This is a genomic window from Pseudomonas sp. Marseille-Q1929 (assembly GCF_017316265.1).
GTDB lineage: Bacteria > Pseudomonadota > Gammaproteobacteria > Pseudomonadales > Pseudomonadaceae > Aquipseudomonas.
In genome coordinates this window covers 499043-517328 of sequence record NZ_JAFLWU010000002.1, presented here as the reverse complement: position 1 = coordinate 517328, position 18286 = coordinate 499043, and the positions used below count along the sequence as shown (strand labels likewise).

Sequence of the window (18286 nt, the reverse complement as noted above, 5' to 3'; positions counted from 1 at the left end):
CTCTCGGCGGGTTTTTATTGCAGCGGAATTCAAACCCTAAAGATTAATTCACTTTAGCGTTCAACTCACCTTTCAAATACCGCTGATACATCGCTTCCAACGAGACCGGCTTGATCTTCGAAGCGTTGCCGGCAGTGCCGAAGGCTTCGTAGCGCGCGATACACACGTCACGCATGGCCGTCACGGTAGCGCCGAAGAATTTGCGCGGATCAAACTCGCTCGGATTGGTAGCCATCAGGCGACGCATCGCACCGGTGGACGCCAGACGCAGGTCGGTGTCGATGTTGACCTTGCGCACGCCGTGCTTGATGCCTTCGACGATTTCTTCAACCGGTACGCCGTAGGTTTCTTTGATGTCGCCGCCGTACTGGTTGATGATCGCCAGCCATTCTTGCGGTACCGAGGAAGAACCGTGCATCACCAGGTGGGTGTTGGGGATGCGTTTGTGGATTTCCTTGATGCGGTCGATGGCCAGCACGTCGCCGGTAGGCGGCTTGGTGAACTTGTAGGCGCCGTGGCTGGTGCCGATGGCGATGGCCAGGGCGTCAACTTGGGTCTTCTTGACGAAGTCAGCGGCTTCTTCCGGGTCGGTCAGCATCTGGCTGTGATCCAGCACGCCTTCGGCGCCGATGCCGTCTTCTTCGCCGGCCATGCCGGTTTCCAGGGAACCCAGGCAGCCCAACTCGCCTTCAACCGACACGCCGCAGGCGTGGGCCAGGGCGACGGTTTGTTGGGTCACGCGCACGTTGTACTCGTAGTCGGTCGGGGTCTTGCCGTCTTCGCCGAGGGAACCGTCCATCATCACCGAGCTGAAGCCCAGTTGGATGGAGCGCTGGCACACGTCAGGGCTGGTGCCGTGGTCCTGGTGCATGCACACCGGGATGTGCGGGAATTCTTCGATAGCCGCGAGGATCAGGTGACGCAGGAACGGCGCGCCGGCGTATTTGCGGGCACCGGCCGAAGCCTGGACGATCACGGGGGAGTCGGTCTTGTCAGCGGCTTCCATGATGGCGCGCATCTGCTCAAGGTTGTTGACGTTAAAGGCTGGGACGCCGTAGCCGAACTCGGCTGCGTGGTCCAGCATTTGACGCATGCTGATAAGTGCCATTGTGTTGTCTCTCCCGGTCGAGGGTCGTTAATCGTGCAAGCCTGCCGTAGCGGCGGCTGCTATTCAAGTTATTGCAGGCCAGGGTTTGCATGCCTGGCTTGCTGAATCGTTATTGCTGATTGGATTTAACCCATCTCAATTTGAAACGGGGTCAATGTGGGAGCTGGCTTGCCTGCGATGGCGGTGTACCAGATGCCGAATTCGCCAACTGACCCACCGCCATCGCGGGCAAGCCCGCTCCCACATTTGATCTTCAGTGATCTCACTATTGGGCCTTGCAGCCACGGCCGATCAAATCATCGGTGGCCACCCAGTAAACCAGGCCTTCCTCACCTTTTGTGTGAAACGCCAATTGGTCGTTGGCGTACAGCACACCCGAGGCGGCCACGTCTTGTTTCAGGCGGTAGACCTGATCGGAACCGCCGAGGCGTACATCCACCTCGGATCTAGCCGCATTGGCAAAGCGCCAGTTGACCTCAGCCTTGCTGTCGCAGGTCCAGGTGGTCCACTTGTCGGCAGTTTCTGCCTTGCTGTTGAACATGTTCATGCTGCTGCAGCCGGCCAACAGGGCCAGGGCTGCGAGGGCGAAAACGCCTTTCATTGCCAATCCTCGTGAGGCGACCAGTGGCCGCCAGTTGATCAGACCCGTCAAGGACAACCCTGTTCCTGACCGTTGGGCGCGGCGTCGTATTTCTCTAGCCGCTCATTGCCGATGCGCTTGTTGATCACCGGCATGGTCTCGGCTTGCCAGTCAGCCTGGTAGCAGCTTTTTTTCGGCTGCACCCCAGGCGTTCCGGCCTCGGGCACCGCATTTGGCGTGCTGCCGCAGCCGGCCAACAGGCCCGCTGCAATCACCAGTGCCAACGACTTGATCATGGGAAGGCTCCTTTTCCGCATCACCCGCTTTAGCCTTTGGCTCGGGTTTCCAGCACTTCAACGGCCGGCAACACTTTGCCCTCGACGAATTCGAGGAACGCGCCGCCACCGGTAGAAATGTAGGAGATCTGCTCAGCAACGCCATATTTATCGATGGCCGCCAGGGTGTCGCCACCACCGGCAATCGAGAACGCCGAGCTTTCAGCAATGGCCTTGGCCAGCACTTTGGTGCCGTTGCCGAACTGGTCAAACTCGAACACGCCGACCGGACCGTTCCACAGGATGGTCTGGGACGCTTTCAGCAGTTCGGCGAAGTTGGCTGCGGTTTGCGGGCCGATGTCCAGGATCATGTCGTCGTCGGCCACGTCAGCGATCAGCTTGACGGTGGCGGCGGCGCTTTCGGCGAATTCCTTGGCGACGACCACGTCCACCGGCAATGGCACGCTGACTTTAGCGGCGATGGCGCGGGCGGTGTCCAGCAGGTCCGGCTCGTACAGGGACTTGCCCACCGGGTGACCGGCGGCGGCCAGGAAGGTGTTGGCAATGCCGCCGCCAACGATCAGTTGGTTGCAGATCTGGCTCAGGCTGTTGAGCACGTCCAGCTTGGTGGACACCTTGGAACCGGCAACGATAGCGGCCATCGGTTGCGCCGGCGCGCCCAGGGCCTTGCCCAGTGCATCCAGTTCAGCCGCCAGCAACGGGCCAGCAGCGGCCACCTTGGCAAACTTGGCCACGCCATGGGTCGAACCCTCGGCACGATGCGCGGTGCCAAAGGCGTCCATCACAAACACGTCGCACAGCGCCGCGTATTGCTGGGCCAGTTCGTCGCTGTTCTTTTTCTCGCCCTTGTTGAAGCGCACGTTTTCGAACAGCACGATGTCGCCGGCCTTCACATCAACGCCAGCCAGGTAGTCAGCCACCAGCGGCACGTCGCGGCCCAGGGCTTTGCTGAGGTAATCGGCTACAGGCTTGAGGCTGTTTTCGGCGGAGAACTCACCTTCGGTCGGGCGACCCAAGTGGGAGCAGACCATCACGGCCGCACCTTTTTCCAGGGCCAGCTTGATGGTCGGCAGCGAGGCCAGGATTCGCGCATCGCTGGTGACAACACCGTCCTTGACTGGGACGTTGAGGTCTTCGCGGATCAGTACGCGCTTACCTTGCAGATCGAGGTCGGTCATCTTCAACACGGTCATGGGTCGCAGTTCCTGAATTACTGTTGAGGTTGTTGAGAAGCGATGTGCAGATAGTGGCCTGCAACATCCAGCATGCGGTTGGCAAAGCCCCATTCGTTGTCGAACCAGGCCAGGATGTTCACCAGCCGTGGGCCGGAGACGCGGGTCTGGCTGGCATCGACAATCGCCGAATGCGGGTCATGGTTGAAATCACAACTGGCGTGGGGCAACTCGGTGTAGGCCAAAAGGCCTTTGAGCGGGCCGCTGGTGGCGGCGTCGCGCAGGATCCGGTTGACCTCCACGGCATCGGTGTCGCTCACGGTCTGCATGGTGATGTCCAGGCAAGACACGTTCACCGTCGGCACCCGTACGGCTTTGGCCTGGATTCGCCCGGCAAGTTCCGGCAGCAATCGCTCGATACCACGCGCCAGGCCGGTAGACACCGGAATCACCGACTGGAACGCCGAGCGGGTGCGACGCAGGTCTTCGTGGTGGTAGGCGTCAATCACCGGCTGGTCGTTCATCGCCGAGTGAATGGTGGTGATCGACACGTAATCCAGGCCGATCGCCTGATCCAGCAGGCGCAACAACGGCACGCTGCAGTTGGTGGTGCAGGACGCGTTGGACACCAGCAGCTCGGCGCCGGTCAGGCAATCCTGGTTGATGCCGTAGACGATGGTGGCGTCGACATCCGCCTCGCTGGCCATCGGCTGGGAAAACAGCACACGCGGCGCGCCGGCGTCGAGGAAACGCTGGCCGTCGGCACGGGTGTGGTAGACACCGGAACATTCCAGCACCAGGTCGACGCCCAGTGCTTTCCAGTCGATGCCTTCGGGGGTGGCACTGCGCAGGACCTGCACGCAGTTGCCATTAATATGCAGACAATCGCCCTCGACCCGCACTTCGCCGGGGAAGCGGCCGTGGGTGGAGTCAAAGCGTGTCAGGTATTCGATGCTGGCCATGTCGGCCAAATCATTGATCGCGACAATTTCAAACCCGGCTGCCGCCCCTCGCTCGAACAGAGCACGCAAGACGCAACGACCAATGCGGCCGTAGCCGTTGAGTGCAACTTTGTAGGGACGCGGTTGAGGCATGGGGTTCTCGATCAAGGTTAGTTCGGTGCTGAATGTTCTGACGCCATCGCGGGCAAGCCCGCTCCCACACTTGAATGGGTTCACAATTCCAACTGTGTGAACCCGATCCACTGTGGGAGCGGGCTTGCCCGCGATAGCGCCAGTGCAGACAACGCAGACTGACTTAGTCTTCCAGCAGCTCTTCAGCCTGACCCAGGATGTTGTTCAGGGTGAAGCCGAACTCTTCGAACAACGCTGGCGCCGGCGCCGACTCACCGTAGGTGGTCATGCCGATCACGCGGCCTTCCAGGCCCACGTACTTGTACCAGTAGTCGGCGTGAGCCGCTTCGATGGCGATACGCGCGCTGACCTGCAACGGCAGAACCGATTGCTTGTAGCCGGCGTCCTGGGCGTCGAACACGCTGGTGCACGGGATCGACACCACGCGCACCTTGCGGCCTTGCTCGGTCAGCTTGTCGTACGCCTGAACGGTCAGGCCCACTTCGGAACCGGTGGAGATCAGGATCAGCTCCGGCTCGCCAGCGCAGTCTTTCAACACATAACCGCCACGGGCGATGTCGGCGATCTGCGCGTCGGTACGTACCTGGTGTTGCAGGTTCTGACGGGAGAAGATCAGCGCCGAAGGGCCGTCCTTACGCTCGATGGCGTGCTTCCAGGCCACGGCGGATTCCACCGCGTCGGCTGGGCGCCAGGTGTCCAGGTTCGGCGTGGTACGCAGGCTGGTCAGTTGCTCGACCGGCTGGTGCGTCGGGCCGTCTTCACCCAGGCCGATGGAGTCGTGGGTGTAGACATGGATCACGCGCTTCTTCATCAGCGCAGCCATACGTACCGCGTTGCGCGCATATTCCATGAACATCAGGAATGTAGCGCCGTAAGGCACCAGGCCGCCGTGCAGGGACACGCCGTTCATGATGGCGCTCATGCCGAACTCACGTACGCCGTAGTACATGTAGTTGCCGCTGGCGTCTTCAGCCGATACGCCTTTGCAGCCTTTCCACAGGGTCAGGTTGGAACCGGCCAGGTCAGCCGAACCGCCAAGGATCTCAGGCAGCAATGGGCCAAAAGCGTTCAGGGTGTTCTGGCTGGCTTTACGGCTGGCGATGGTCTCGCCCTTGGCCGCGACTTCGGCGATGTAGGCCGAGGCTTTTTCCGAGAAGTCGGCAGGCAGGTCACCGGCGAGGCGGCGGACCAGCTCGTTGGCAAGTTCCGGGAATTCAGCGGAGTAGGCAGCAAAGCGCTGGTCCCACTCGGCTTCGGTGGCCAGGCCTTTTTCTTTCGCATCCCACTCGGCGTAGATATCAGCCGGGATTTCGAACGGGCCGTGGTTCCACTTCAGCGCAGCACGGGTCAGGGCGATTTCCGCGTCACCCAGTGGGGCGCCGTGGCAGTCTTCTTTGCCTTGCTTGTTCGGCGAACCGAAGCCGATGGTGGTCTTGCAGCAGATCAGGGTCGGCTGCGCGCTCTTGCGGGCGGTGTCGATGGCGGTCTTGATCTCTTCCGGGTCGTGACCGTCGACGTTGCGGATCACTTGCCAGTTGTAGGCTTCGAAACGCTTCGGGGTGTCATCGGTGAACCAGCCTTCGACTTCGCCGTCGATGGAGATGCCGTTGTCATCGTAGAAGGCAATCAGCTTGCCCAGGCCCAGGGTACCGGCCAGGGAAGCGACTTCGTGGGAAATGCCTTCCATCATGCAGCCATCACCCAGGAACACATAGGTGTGGTGATCGACGATGTCGTGGCCAGGGCGGTTGAACTGCGCGCCCAGGACTTTTTCCGCCAGCGCGAAGCCAACGGCGTTGGCCAGGCCTTGGCCCAGGGGACCGGTGGTGGTCTCGACGCCTGGGGTGTAGCCGAATTCCGGGTGACCCGGGGTGCGGCTGTGCAGCTGGCGGAAGCTTTTCAGATCGTCGATGGTGACGTCGTAGCCGGTCAGGTGCAGCAGCGAATAGATCAGCATCGAGCCATGGCCGTTGGACAGCACGAAGCGGTCACGGTCGGCGAACGATGGGTTGGTCGGGTTGTGCTTCAGGTAGTCACGCCAAAGTACCTCGGCGATATCCGCCATGCCCATCGGGGCACCGGGATGGCCGCTGTTGGCTTTTTGCACGGCATCCATGCTGAGGGCACGAATGGCGTTGGCACGCTCACGACGGCTGGGCATCGCTGATCTCCTGGGGGCTTGTATAAAAGAAACGGAAAAAAGGACCGGCATTTTCCCTCAGCCACCGCCTGCGGGCAATGACAGATAGTCACTTGAGCGGTTTTTCCTGTGCTTGGGGCGCCATTCCCTTGCAGAAACCGGTCACCCGTTCGTCTAAAGGTTATCGCGGTCGCTTATAACCGCCACTTATCGATCAATATCAAAACTTTTTGATATTGGCCTTGCGAGGATTACCCCCCGTCTCTAGACTGCTGGCCATTATGAATCTACCCGTGCCCTCCCTGCGTCCCGACGACGGCGATGAACTGGCAGCCTTGTGCAAGGCCGCTGGCGATCCGTTGCGTCTGAACGTGCTGCGCGCACTGGCCAACGACTCGTTTGGCGTACTGGAACTGGCGCAGATCTTCGCCATCGGCCAGTCGGGCATGAGCCACCACTTGAAGGTACTGGCCCAGGCCGATCTGGTGGCGACCCGCCGCGAGGGCAATGCGATTTTCTACCGCCGCGCCCTGCCCCACACCGAACTGCTGGGCGGCAAGCTGCACGCCGCCTTGCTCGACGAAGTGGACAGCCTGGGCCTGCCGGTCGATGTGCAAGCCCGCATCGGCCAGGTTCATGGGCAACGCGCGGCGGCCAGCCAGGACTTTTTCTCACGGGTCGCCGAGAAGTTTCGCGCCCAACAGGATCTGATCGCCGGTTTGGCCCAATACCGCGAAAGCGTACTGGCGCTGCTGGACAAGCTGAGCTTCAGTGATGAGGCCACGGCGCTGGAAGTCGGCCCTGGCGATGGCGGCTTTTTGCCGGAGCTGGCGCGACGCTTCCAGCAAGTCACCGCGCTGGACAACAGCCCGGCGATGCTCGAACTGGCGCGCCAGCTGTGCGAGCGCGAAGCGTTGGGCAATGTCACGCTGCAACTGGCTGATGCGCTCAATAGCGCATCGATCAAGGCCGACTGCGTGGTGCTGAACATGGTCTTGCACCATTTCGCCGCCCCCGCCGACGCCCTCAAGCAAATGGCCGGGCTGCTGCACCCCGGCGGTAGCCTGCTGGTTACGGATTTATGCAGCCACAACCAGAATTGGGCCAGGGAGGCCTGCGGTGATCTCTGGTTGGGTTTTGAACAGGACGATCTGGCCCGTTGGGCCACCGCTGCGGGACTCGTTCCCGGGGAAAGCCTCTATGTAGGTTTACGTAATGGTTTCCAGATCCAGGTCCGCCATTTTCAGCGACCGGCTGGCGACACTCACCATCGGTAAATATCAGGAAAACATCGAGATGAGCGAATACTCCCTTTTCACCTCCGAGTCCGTGTCTGAAGGGCATCCGGACAAAATCGCCGACCAGATTTCTGACGCGGTGCTGGACGCCATCATTGCTGAAGACAAGTTCGCCCGTGTGGCGTGCGAGACTCTGGTGAAAACCGGTGTAGCGATCATCGCTGGCGAAGTGACCACTACCGCCTGGGTTGACCTGGAGCAGATCGTCCGTGATGTGATCACCGACATCGGCTACAACAGCTCCGACGTCGGTTTCGACGGCGCCACTTGCGGCGTGATGAACATCATCGGCAAGCAGTCCCCCGACATCAACCAGGGTGTGGACCGCGCCAAGCCTGAAGATCAGGGCGCCGGCGACCAGGGCCTGATGTTCGGCTACGCCAGCAACGAAACCGACGTGCTGATGCCAGCACCGATCACCTTCTCGCACCAGTTGGTACAACGCCAGGCCGAAGCCCGTAAATCCGGCCTGCTGCCTTGGTTGCGCCCGGACGCCAAGTCCCAGGTGACCTGCCGCTACGAAGGCGGCAAAGTTGTCGGGATCGACGCCGTCGTGCTGTCGACCCAGCACAACCCGGACGTGTCCTACGCCGACCTGCGCGAAGGCGTGATGGAGTTGATCGTCAAGCACGTGCTGCCGGCCGAACTGCTGAGCAAGGACACCCAGTTCCACATCAACCCGACTGGCCAGTTCATCATTGGTGGCCCAGTGGGCGACTGCGGCCTGACCGGTCGCAAGATCATCGTCGACAGCTACGGCGGCATGGCCCGTCACGGCGGCGGCGCGTTCTCCGGCAAGGACCCATCCAAGGTTGACCGTTCGGCAGCCTACGCCGGTCGTTACGTGGCCAAGAACATCGTCGCGGCCGGCCTGGCCGAGCGTTGCGAGATTCAGGTTTCCTACGCTATCGGCGTGGCCCAGCCTACGTCGATCTCGCTGAATACCTTCGGTACCGGCAAGATCAGCGATGACAAGATCGTCAAGCTGGTGCGTGAGATCTTCGACCTGCGCCCGTACGCCATCACCACCATGCTCGACCTGCTTCACCCGATGTACCAGGAAACCGCAGCCTACGGCCACTTCGGCCGCACGCCTGCACAGAAGACTGTCGGCGACGACACCTTCACCACGTTCACCTGGGAAAAAACCGACCGCGCCGACGACCTGCGCGTCGCTGCCGGCCTGTAAGCACTCGCGGCACCCAAAACCCTGCCGGGTTCGCCCGGCAGGGTTTTTTATTGCCGGGTGATTCGCGGCGATTGTCACATTTTTTGGATCCAAACCTTGCAGGCCAAATAATGGCCCTCTAGAATCCGCGCCCTCTCGGGCCCTTCACCTTATTTGGATATTGCCTTGCGCCAGCCCGGGATTCATCAGCGCGCAAGCAATCGAACATTGAGGTTTTTCATGCGCATCTCCACGCTCGCCCCTGCTGCCCTTCTGCTCAGCCTGTTCGCCCTGCCGGCTCACGCCGCTGACCTGAGCGCACTGGGCGGTGCCCTGAGCTCCCAACTGAGTGGCAAAACCGGCGACTGCCAGCAACACGCCAAAGACCTGCAAGCCAAGATCGATGCCGCTGAAGCCAAGAACGACACGCTGTCGGTCAAGGCCTATAAAGCTGCACAAGATCAGGTCAACAAAGGTTGTGACAAACTCGCCGAAGGCCAGGCCAAAGTGGATGCCAAGCAGCAAACCACCGAAGCCAAGGCCGATAAGAACGACGCCGTGAAAGCCCTGGGCGGTCTGTTCAAGTAAGCAGAAACACCCGGTAAAAAGCCCCGCACTGTCGGGGCTTTTTTGTGGGTGTGTGGATCATTTAGGCTGGGCGTCCCTTCCGAGCAAGGATGCTCATGATGCGACGATTGATGGTTCTGCTACTCAGCGCGCTGGCCTGTTCAGCCTGGGCCGAAAACTGCCCGGATGACGCCCGCACACAGGTCAACATCCTGGCCGAACAGATACGCCGGTGGGATGACAGTTACCACCGGCTCGGCCAATCCCCGGTCAACGACGAACTCTACGACCAGGCCCGCCAGCGTCTGGCCCGCTGGCGTCAGTGTTTACCCCGAACCGCCGCAATAACCGACAACCCGCTGGCCAGTTCACGGGGCACCCTGCCCCATCCGGTCGCCCACACCGGCCTGGAAAAGCTGCTGGATGAACAGGCCGTCGGCATTTGGCTGGGCACGCGCCAGGACGTATGGGTCCAGCCCAAGGTCGATGGCGTCGCCGTGACCCTGGTGTATCGCCAGGGCCGGCTGAGCCAGGTGATCAGCCGCGGCGACGGCGCACAGGGCCAGGACTGGTCAACCTCGGCCCGCAAGATCCCGGGCATTGTCCAGCAACTGCCGGAGCCCATCGACCTGGTGCTGCAGGGCGAACTCTATTGGCGCCTGCACGATCATGTGCAATCGGCTCGCGGCGGGCTCAATGCGCGCAGCAAGGTGGCGGGCCTGATGAACCGCCAGCACCTGAGCGACACCGAAGCCGCCCGTATCGGCCTGTTTGTATGGGCCTGGCCCGAGGGGCCGACCTCATTCACCGAACGCCTGGCCGCACTGGCGCGCTGGGGTTTCCCCGACGCCCAGCGCTATAGCCAGCCCGTCCAGCACATCAACGACGCCGCGCACTGGCGCGCCTATTGGTATGACCATCCACTGCCCTTCGCAAGCGATGGCGTGGTGCTTCACCAGGCCATGCGCGCGCCCGCCGTGCGCTGGAGAACCAGCACGCCGTATTGGGCGGTCGCGTGGAAGTACCCGATCAGCCAAGCCCTGGCACTGGTGCGCAAGGTCCACTTCAACGTCGGGCGCACCGGGCGCATCACGCCCATCCTTGAGTTGGAGCCGGTGCGGCTGGATGACCGGCAGATCACCCGCGTCAGCGTCGGCTCCTTGAAACGTTGGCAAGCCCTGGATATACGCCCCGGCGATCAGGTATCCATCAGCCTGGCAGGCCAGGTGATCCCACGGTTGGACCAGGTCATTCTGCGCAACACCACACGGGTCGACCTGGCAGTGCCTGACCCAGCGGACTTTCACGCCCTGAGTTGCTGGCAACTGGACCCCGGCTGCGAGGAGCAACTGCTGGCCCGCCTCACCTGGCTCAGCGGCAACCAGGGCCTGTCGTTGCCTCATTTGGGGGCCGAGACCTGGAACGTATTGATCCAGGCCGGTCTAATCGCTGGCTTTCTTGATTGGTTGACCCTGGATGCGGCAGAGCTTGCTAACATTGATGGCTTCGGTGATCGCGGCCGTGCACGGGTGCTCGACAGCCTCCATAGCGCACGGCAACGGCCCTTTGCACAATGGCTGAAAGCCCTCGGCGTACCGCCTGCGGCACGTAACAACCTGGAAGGCGGCTGGCACACGCTGGCCGCCAGAGACACCCAGGCCTGGCTGGCCATCGACGGCATCGGCCCGGGTCGCGCGGCGCAATTGAGCGCTTTTTTTCGCGACCCGCAGGTACAGGCCCTGGCTGAAACACTACGCGTGGCGGGGATAGATGGCTTTTGAGCCCTCTGCCCCCGTCATCAGATTGCGACCTTGGAGCCCCCCTATGAAATTTCTCGCCCCTTTTGCCCTGCTGACCGTCGCAACCTTCATGGCCACGCCGCTGTTGGCGGCCCAGGAAGCGCCACAACTCACCGGCTGCGCCGCCAAGCGCCAAGCCATCAGCGCCCAGATCGAACAGGCCAAGGCCCACGGCAACAGCGCCCAGCAAGCCGGCCTGGAAAAAGCCCTGAGCGAAGTCACCGCCAATTGCACCGACGCGTCCTTGAAGAAAGAGCGGGAAAACAAAGTGCTCGACGCCAAGCACGAAGTCAGCCGTCGTCAGGCCGACCTCGACAAGGCCATGAAAAAAGGCGATGCAGAGAAGATCAACAAGCGTAAGGACAAGCTCGCCCAGTCGCGCAAGGAACTGCAGGACGCGGTGGAAGACCTCGACAAGTAATACCGGTCAGTGGTCCCGGAACTGTTTATGGCAGGCGCTGCAGGCATCTTCGACTTTCTGCACCGCCGGCCCCAGGTTGCTGGCTTTGTAAGGCTGCACTTGGCTTGCGGTCACCAATTCACCGGTGGCCGCTTCAAGGTCGCGGGCCAATTGCTGGAATTGCGCCTGCTTCTGCCAGACATCATCTTTGGCGCTGCTATGGTCTTCCTCACGCACGCTCGGGAAATGCTTCCATGGCTCATGGGACAACGCGTCCAGCTTGACCGCACCCTCGGCGAATTTCGCGCCGTCGAAGGGGATGCGCCCACGCAACATGCCACCCAGGTCTTCGCCGGTCTTGAGCATCTGCTTGAAGATCGCCTTGCGCTGGCCCAGGGGCGAATTCGGATCGACACCGCCACAGGCGGACAGTGTCAGGCAGGCCAGCAATACAACGGTCAGTCTTTTAAAAGTCATGGTGGCTTCAGGGTCACGGGAAACGGCGGCCAGTATCCTCGCCCCGCCCGTAAAGACCAATAGCCCTATTAATAATAAGGGTTGCTCGCAGGCGTTACCGCGCGGGCAATCGCTTCAGGAATTGTGTGTATGAATGTCACCTCAAAACGTTGGTGCCACCGCCTGGCGTGGGCTCTGCCGATGATCGCGCTGCTGGCCGGCTGTGACGCGGGTAAAGAAACAGGCAAAGAGCCGCTCAAGCCTGAGCCCGCTCAACCCCATGCGGTTGCCACTTATGTCAGCGCACCGTGGGAGGCGTTACCGGCCGTGTCCGACAGTGACTTGCTGGCGGGGTTTGAATCCTGGCGCAGCGCCTGCCAACGCCTCAAGGCCGACCCGATCTGGGGCGCGACCTGCGCGGCGGCGACCAGCGTGCCGGCGAATGCCGTGGCCGTGCGGGGTTTCCTCAAGGAGCGCCTGGACGTGTTCGGCCTGCGTTCGGCAGACAACACGCCGAACGGCCTGATCACCGGCTATTACGAACCGGTCTACCCCGGCAGCCTGACCCAGACGGCCAAGGCCAATGTGCCAGTGTACGGCGTGCCCGATGACCTGATCATCGTCAACCTGGAAAGCATCTACCCCGAACTCAAGGGCAAGCGCCTGCGCGGTCGCCTGGAAGGTCGCGTGCTCAAGCCTTACGACGATGCCAGCGCGATCAACGGCCAAGGCTCGACCGCCAAGCCGATTGCCTGGCTGACCGATCCGATGGACCTGCAATTCCTGCAAATCCAGGGCTCGGGCCGCATCCAATTGGCCGGCGGGCGCCAACTGCGTGTGGGCTATGGCGACCAGAACGGCTACCCCTACCGCCCTATCGGCCGCTGGCTGGTAGAACAAGGCGAGCTGAAAAAAGAAGACGTGACCATGGGCGCCATCAGCGCCTGGGCCAAAGCCCATCCGCAGCGCATCCCGGAACTGTTGGCAAGCAACCCCAGCTACGTGTTCTTCAGCACCCGCCCCGACAGCAACGAAGGCCCACGCGGCTCGCTTAACGTGCCGCTGACCGCCGGCTACAGCGTGGCGGTGGATCGCAAGGTGATTCCGCTGGGCAGCCTGTTGTGGCTATCGACCACCAAGCCGGATGGCTCGCCCATCGCCAGGCCCGTGGCTGCGCAGGACACGGGCGGTGCCATTACTGGCGAAGTGCGTGCGGACTTGTTCTGGGGCACTGGCGCAGCCGCGGGTGAGTTGGCGGGGAATATGAAGCAGCAGGGGCAGATCTGGATGTTGTGGCCCAAGGGCGCGGCATTGCCACACGTACCGGAAGTAACGACAGGGAGCTGATAGGCGCTGAGGGCAAAATGTGGGAGCGGGCTTGCTCGCGAAGGCGGTGTGTCAGTATTGGATAGGTTGACTGACACACCGCATTCGCGAGCAAGCCCGCTCCCACAGGGAATCGCTATCAACCGTCAGATCGAGACGAAGAAGAAACTCGCAATCAACGCCATCCCCGCAAACCACACCAGCGAACGCAGGATCGCCCAGTCCGCCACATAACAAATGATGTACAACAGGCGACTGGTGATAAACAACACCGCCAGCACATTGATCGTCACCAATTCCGCCGTACCGGCCAGGTGCGCGATGATCACCGCCGCCGCAAACGCCGGGGTGACTTCAAAGCTGTTGAGCTGCGCGTTATGGGCGCGCTTGGCAAACCCATCGAGGGTTTCCAGGAACGCGCGCGGGTCATGGTTCTGCCGAGGCCCGAACTTGCCGCCGCTGAACTTGGCCACACCCGTGCACAGGTAAGGCAGGAAAATTGCGATCAACACACACCAGAAGGCCACCGTCATCACTGATTCCTTTTTTGTTTTCAAGCAGAAATTAGAGTTTTAGCACTAAATATCGCAAGCCGCACTCCCCGCTATGAACCGCTACACCCGCAAAGGTTCTATCAGCCAATTAGCGTTTGCCTTGCAACATCACGCCGCTGCTGCGGTCCATCCACCCACTGATAAACCCATACCCCACTTCCAAGGACCCCGGATGCTTGAACTTGTCGCCGCCTTCATATGCCTCACCACCCTGCTCACCTATGTGAACTTCCGTTTTATCGGCCTGCCGCCCACCATTGGTGTGATGGTCACGGCCCTGCTGTTTTCCCTGATCCTGCAAGGCCTGAGCTTTATCGGTTACCCAGGCCTGGAAGAACGTATCCAGCAATTGATCGGCCAGATCGACTTCGGCGACCTGCTGATGAACTGGATGCTCTCGTTCCTGCTGTTCGCCGGCGCGTTGCACGTCAACCTGAGCGACTTGCGCAGCTACCGCTGGCCCATCGGCCTGCTGGCGACCTTTGGCGTGTTGATCGCCACCGTGGTGATCGGCAGCCTGGCGTATTACATCTTTGCCCTGTTTGGCTGGCATGTGAGCTTCTTGTACTGCCTGCTGTTTGGCGCGCTGATCTCGCCTACCGACCCGATTGCGGTACTCGGCGTCCTGCGTACTGCCAACGCGTCGAAACCGTTGAAAACCACCATCGTCGGCGAATCGCTGTTCAACGACGGCACCGCGGTGGTGGTGTTTACCGTGTTGCTGGGCATCGCGCAGTTGGGTGAAACCCCCACGGTAGGCGCCACGGCCATGCTGTTTGCCCATGAAGCCCTGGGCGGCGTGGTGTTCGGCGGACTGATCGGCTACCTGGTGTACCTGATGATCAAAAGCATCGAACAGCACCAGATCGAAGTGATGCTGACCCTCGCCCTGGTGATCGGCGGCTCGGCGATGGCCACCGAACTGCACGTCTCGGCACCGATTGCGATGGTGGTCGCGGGCCTGATCATCGGCAACCTGGGCCGCAAGCTGGCGATGAACGACATGACCCGCCGCTACCTCGACGGTTTCTGGGAGTTGCTTGATGACATGCTCAACGCCCTGCTGTTCGCCTTGATCGGCATGGAGCTGCTGCTGTTGCCGTTCAACTGGCTGCATGTGTTCGCCGCCAGCCTGCTCGCGGTGGCCATCTTGCTCTCGCGCCTGCTGACGGTAGCTCCGGCGATCCTCCTGCTACGCCGCTGGCGCACAGTGCCGCGGGGCACTATCCGCATCCTCACCTGGGGCGGTTTGCGTGGCGGGGTTTCAGTCGCCCTGGCGCTGGCCCTGCCGCTGGGCCCCGAGCGTGACCTGCTGCTGAGCATCACCTACATTGTGGTGCTGTCGTCGATCCTGTTGCAGGGCTTGAGCATTGGCAAGTTGGTCAAGCGCGTCACCCGCGATGACCCCCAGGCTAACGCCGAGCATCACTGATCCTTGCGAGTCGGCTGCGGATGCCTCGGGTCCGCAGTCTTCTTGTCTGGCAGGCTGCTTTCACTGCGAATCTGCGCATGACTGATCAGCGCAAAGATAAAGCTGCCGCCGATGATGTTGCCCGCCAACGTAGGCCCGGCGAACACCAGCCAGAAGTCCTTCCACGCCAGCTCGCCGGCAAACACCAGGTAGGACACTTCGGCAGAGCCGACGACGATATGGGTGAAGTCACCCAGTGCCATCAGGTAGGTGATCAGGATGATGATCCACAGCTTGGCACTCTCCATCGACGGGATCATCCACACCATGGTGGCGATCATCCAGCCGGAGACGATGCCCTTGGCGAACATCTGCCCGGGGTCGTTTTCCATGACCTTGCGCCCGATTTCGAGGAAAGCCAGGTCGGTCTTGGTGTCGAAGATCGGCAAGTGCAACATCACGTAGGCCACCAACAAGGTGCCGCACAGATTGCCCACCAGCACCACCGTCCACAGGCGTAACAGGCGCCCGGCATTGGCCAGGGTAGGCTTGCTCATCACCGGCAGCACGGCGGTCAGGGTGTTTTCGGTGAACAGTTGCTGGCGCGCAAGAATCACCGCGAGGAAGCCGGCGCAGTAGCCAAAGCTGGCGATCACCTTGAACCCTTCGCCGTCCGGCAGGCGTGAGTTGAGCAGGCCCATGCCCATCAGCGACAGGCCCATGGTCAGGCCGGCAGCCAGCGCCGACCACCATAGCGCCGCCACATTGCGCTCCAGCTCCTGGTCGCCCTGGGTCCGGATGATTTCATGCAGAACCGCCGCGCGGGGCGGCTGGTTCTTGTCCACATCGGCCTGTTCTTCTTGCGACAGAGTGGGTGTCTTGCCGTCTGTTTGAGTGGCCATGATCACGTACGTCCAAGGGGTGCCTTAAGCTACGACACGCGGCGACGGTGACTGTTCATTTAAGCGGTATGCGCCAGGCCTTGGCCATTTCCACGGTGGTGGATTTGAACGGTTTACTCCAGGGCTTATTGCGCGCCTTATAGTTCTGGACGATGTCTTCCAGCGCGGCGTTGAACTCGCCCGGCGTGGTCGCCTTGGCCAGCTTGGCGGCCACACGGTGCAACAGTTCCACGTTGGACGCTGGCTGGCCCGGGCGGTAAAGCGACGGGTAGATGACCTCACGCGTAAAGTTCTCGGCTTTCACCGCGATATCGCGCCTTTTCATTTCGGCGACGGCACTGCTCATCACCTTGGACATCGGCGTGCCTGAGGTCGCCTTCGCCGCCACCTGCATCAACTGCTGAAAATTGTGCTGGCCCACCGCATTCAGGCGCTGCCCCAACCACTCGACATGCTCAGGCCGACGGGCGAGTGCGTCCAGGTTACGCAGGGCCGCCGCGATCTTCGGCGTGATCGTCAAGACGTCGCTGGCCCGATTGGCCTCGCTGACGGCGCTGTCCAAGGCTTGCAACGCCTGCTGCGCGCTCTTTCGAAACATCAATGCATCCGCAGCTGCCGGGTCTTTTTTCAACGGCTCCTGCACGCTGGCCAGCAAGGAGTCATCCATCGCCAGGACAGCGTCCTCCATGGACGCGAACGAGTGCTTCTCACGCGACTTTTCCCGTGTCTCCAGGTGCGCCGTCACCGCTTGGTTGGCCTTCGCCTGCAGGTGCTGTTTCTGCTCGGGAGTCATGGTGAAGTTGACGGTGCCGTTGAACATGCCGCGAAAGTCGCCTTTTTCCGTGTTCAGCGGCAACGTCACCGTCTGGTCGGCGTACGCCTTGAGTCGCTCGGCTTGATAAGCCCCGGCAGAGGCGTGTGGCGTGCCGGTAACTTTATCGACGATGCTGCTGATAAATCCGCCGCTTTTTTTCGGTGTCGTCTCGTCGGACTCAAACTTGACGACCAACGACTCAGGCTGGTTCAACGGGCCTTGCGGCGGCAATGAGCCGACCACGCCGGGCGCGGGCGTATTGGCGAGCAATCCACCGTCCTGGAAAGCCGTGACTTCGGCCACTTGCTGAAACCCATGACCTTGCTCTTGCGGACTCTTGAACAACCCCGGCAGCGAGCCCGAAATACGGGCGGCGCGGGCGATATCCATGTCCGGGGCCAGGCTGGCATTGAACACCACCAATTGCGGGCGACCGTCAAACATACCGGTGCCGGTGATGTTGAGTTGCTTGATTGCCGGAATATGGCGGCTCAACACTTCAAGGTCGCGAAAGGTTGGCCCGCCACCGGCGCTCAGCCTGTCGGCAATCTTCATGACTTCGCCGGGCCGGGTTTCCCTGGGCATGTCGGCAATGTGGGCGAGGATCGACTTGCGCGACTCGTTGCGCATCATCTCTTCCAAGGGAGAAGCCTCGGTTTGCAAGCGCGGCAGCATGGTCAGCAACAGTTGGGTGATATTGCCGGCCGCCCCCGGCAAACGCCCGGCGAGCTTGCCGAGTTCGGAGCTGATGTTTTGCAGCCAGGCGGTCACCGGGTCTTTGCTGTTGAGCAGGCTGGGCAGGTCGAGGCTATTCGACAGCTCGCCGAACGTTTTAGCGTTCATGCCACTGGCAAGCAATGTGGAGGAAATCGCCCCGGCAGACGAGCCGGAAATCACCTTCACACCTTGCAGCTTCTTGCCCTCTTCCAGCGCTTGCACCATGCCCGGAAAGGCAATGCCCTTGGCACCGCCACCGCTGAGCACCAGGTGGCTGGGCGGTGGCGGTGACACATCTACATCCACTCGCCCATCGTTATGGCGATGGAGGCTTAACTTACGTGGGCCCACGTTCTCGAGCAAAGGCGCCTTCACGCTCTGGTCGATGGTGTGTGGCGCCGGGGCTTGGGTCTGGACAGACGAATTGGACACTTTCATACACAGGCTCTCGCTACAGGATGTAGTCCTGAGTGATGAGAGAGCC

Annotated in this window: 17 protein-coding genes; 7 read left to right on the top strand and 10 right to left on the bottom strand. The window is 61.5% G+C overall.

Going from position 1 to position 18286, the window contains the following annotated elements; translation table 11 throughout:
• Positions 1 to 43 precede the first annotated feature (43 nt).
• The 6 genes from fba to tkt all read right to left on the bottom strand — a co-directional run bounded on the left by fba (position 44) and on the right by tkt (position 6411).
• Positions 44 to 1108 (bottom strand): class II fructose-bisphosphate aldolase, encoded by a 1065-nt coding sequence (gene fba, locus J1G37_RS05830; RefSeq protein WP_099585785.1) that lies wholly within the window; start codon positions 1106 to 1108, stop codon positions 44 to 46.
• 265 nt (positions 1109 to 1373) lie between these two features.
• Positions 1374 to 1709: an MliC family protein gene (locus J1G37_RS05825; RefSeq protein WP_207040507.1), complete on the bottom strand. Its 336-nt coding sequence runs from the start codon at positions 1707 to 1709 to the stop codon at positions 1374 to 1376.
• A 47-nt stretch (positions 1710 to 1756) separates the two neighbouring features.
• On the bottom strand, positions 1757 to 1984 hold the full coding sequence (locus J1G37_RS05820; RefSeq protein WP_207040506.1) for a hypothetical protein: 228 nt from the start codon (positions 1982 to 1984) through the stop codon (positions 1757 to 1759).
• Positions 1985 to 2013: 29 nt separating this feature from the next.
• A complete protein-coding gene (locus tag J1G37_RS05815) occupies positions 2014 to 3177 on the bottom strand; it encodes a phosphoglycerate kinase (RefSeq protein ID WP_207040505.1) in 1164 nt (387 codons plus the stop codon).
• Positions 3178 to 3194: 17 nt separating this feature from the next.
• The gene (epd, locus tag J1G37_RS05810) at positions 3195 to 4250 is read right to left on the bottom strand and encodes an erythrose-4-phosphate dehydrogenase (protein ID WP_207040504.1); all 1056 of its coding nucleotides are present in this window, start codon (positions 4248 to 4250) and stop codon (positions 3195 to 3197) included.
• Positions 4251 to 4413: 163 nt separating this feature from the next.
• Entirely contained in the window at positions 4414 to 6411 is a 1998-nt protein-coding gene (tkt, locus tag J1G37_RS05805) for a transketolase (RefSeq protein ID WP_207040503.1), read from the bottom strand.
• Between the two features lie 260 nt (positions 6412 to 6671).
• Between tkt and J1G37_RS05800 the strand changes: the two genes are divergently transcribed.
• From J1G37_RS05800 to J1G37_RS05780, 5 genes are all read left to right on the top strand, one after another.
• On the top strand, positions 6672 to 7667 hold the full coding sequence (locus J1G37_RS05800) for a metalloregulator ArsR/SmtB family transcription factor (protein ID WP_207040502.1): 996 nt from the start codon (positions 6672 to 6674) through the stop codon (positions 7665 to 7667).
• Between the two features lie 19 nt (positions 7668 to 7686).
• Positions 7687 to 8877 (top strand): methionine adenosyltransferase, encoded by a 1191-nt coding sequence (metK, locus tag J1G37_RS05795; RefSeq protein WP_017735693.1) that lies wholly within the window; start codon positions 7687 to 7689, stop codon positions 8875 to 8877.
• A 219-nt stretch (positions 8878 to 9096) separates the two neighbouring features.
• A complete protein-coding gene (locus tag J1G37_RS05790) occupies positions 9097 to 9444 on the top strand; it encodes a hypothetical protein (RefSeq protein ID WP_207040501.1) in 348 nt (115 codons plus the stop codon).
• Positions 9445 to 9539: 95 nt separating this feature from the next.
• Positions 9540 to 11204: an NAD-dependent DNA ligase LigB gene (gene ligB, locus J1G37_RS05785; protein WP_242551428.1), complete on the top strand. Its 1665-nt coding sequence runs from the start codon at positions 9540 to 9542 to the stop codon at positions 11202 to 11204.
• Between the two features lie 43 nt (positions 11205 to 11247).
• Positions 11248 to 11643, top strand: a complete 396-nt coding sequence (locus J1G37_RS05780; RefSeq protein ID WP_207040500.1) for a DUF1090 domain-containing protein — start codon at positions 11248 to 11250, stop codon at positions 11641 to 11643.
• A 6-nt stretch (positions 11644 to 11649) separates the two neighbouring features.
• On the opposite strand, the gene J1G37_RS05775 is transcribed toward J1G37_RS05780, so the two are convergent.
• Positions 11650 to 12099, bottom strand: a complete 450-nt coding sequence (locus tag J1G37_RS05775) for a cytochrome c (protein WP_207040499.1) — start codon at positions 12097 to 12099, stop codon at positions 11650 to 11652.
• Positions 12100 to 12228: 129 nt separating this feature from the next.
• Between J1G37_RS05775 and J1G37_RS05770 the strand changes: the two genes are divergently transcribed.
• Complete coding sequence (locus J1G37_RS05770; RefSeq protein ID WP_207040498.1) at positions 12229 to 13425, top strand: murein transglycosylase A; 1197 nt, start codon at positions 12229 to 12231, stop codon at positions 13423 to 13425.
• A gap of 125 nt (positions 13426 to 13550) precedes the next feature.
• Here J1G37_RS05770 and J1G37_RS05765 read toward each other — a convergent pair whose 3' ends face one another.
• Positions 13551 to 13937: an MAPEG family protein gene (locus J1G37_RS05765; RefSeq protein WP_017735698.1), complete on the bottom strand. Its 387-nt coding sequence runs from the start codon at positions 13935 to 13937 to the stop codon at positions 13551 to 13553.
• A 193-nt stretch (positions 13938 to 14130) separates the two neighbouring features.
• On the opposite strand from J1G37_RS05765, the gene J1G37_RS05760 reads away from it, so the two are divergent.
• The gene (locus J1G37_RS05760) at positions 14131 to 15390 is read left to right on the top strand and encodes a sodium:proton antiporter (protein WP_207040497.1); all 1260 of its coding nucleotides are present in this window, start codon (positions 14131 to 14133) and stop codon (positions 15388 to 15390) included.
• On the opposite strand, the gene J1G37_RS05755 is transcribed toward J1G37_RS05760, so the two are convergent.
• Together J1G37_RS05755 and J1G37_RS05750 are read right to left on the bottom strand one after the other, a co-directional pair.
• A complete protein-coding gene (locus tag J1G37_RS05755) occupies positions 15384 to 16271 on the bottom strand; it encodes a formate/nitrite transporter family protein (protein WP_207040496.1) in 888 nt (295 codons plus the stop codon). The two genes, J1G37_RS05760 and J1G37_RS05755, sit on opposite strands and share 7 nt — an antisense overlap.
• A 55-nt stretch (positions 16272 to 16326) precedes the next feature.
• Positions 16327 to 18240, bottom strand: a complete 1914-nt coding sequence (locus tag J1G37_RS05750; RefSeq protein WP_207040495.1) for a patatin-like phospholipase family protein — start codon at positions 18238 to 18240, stop codon at positions 16327 to 16329.
• Between the last annotated feature and the right edge of the window lie 46 nt (positions 18241 to 18286).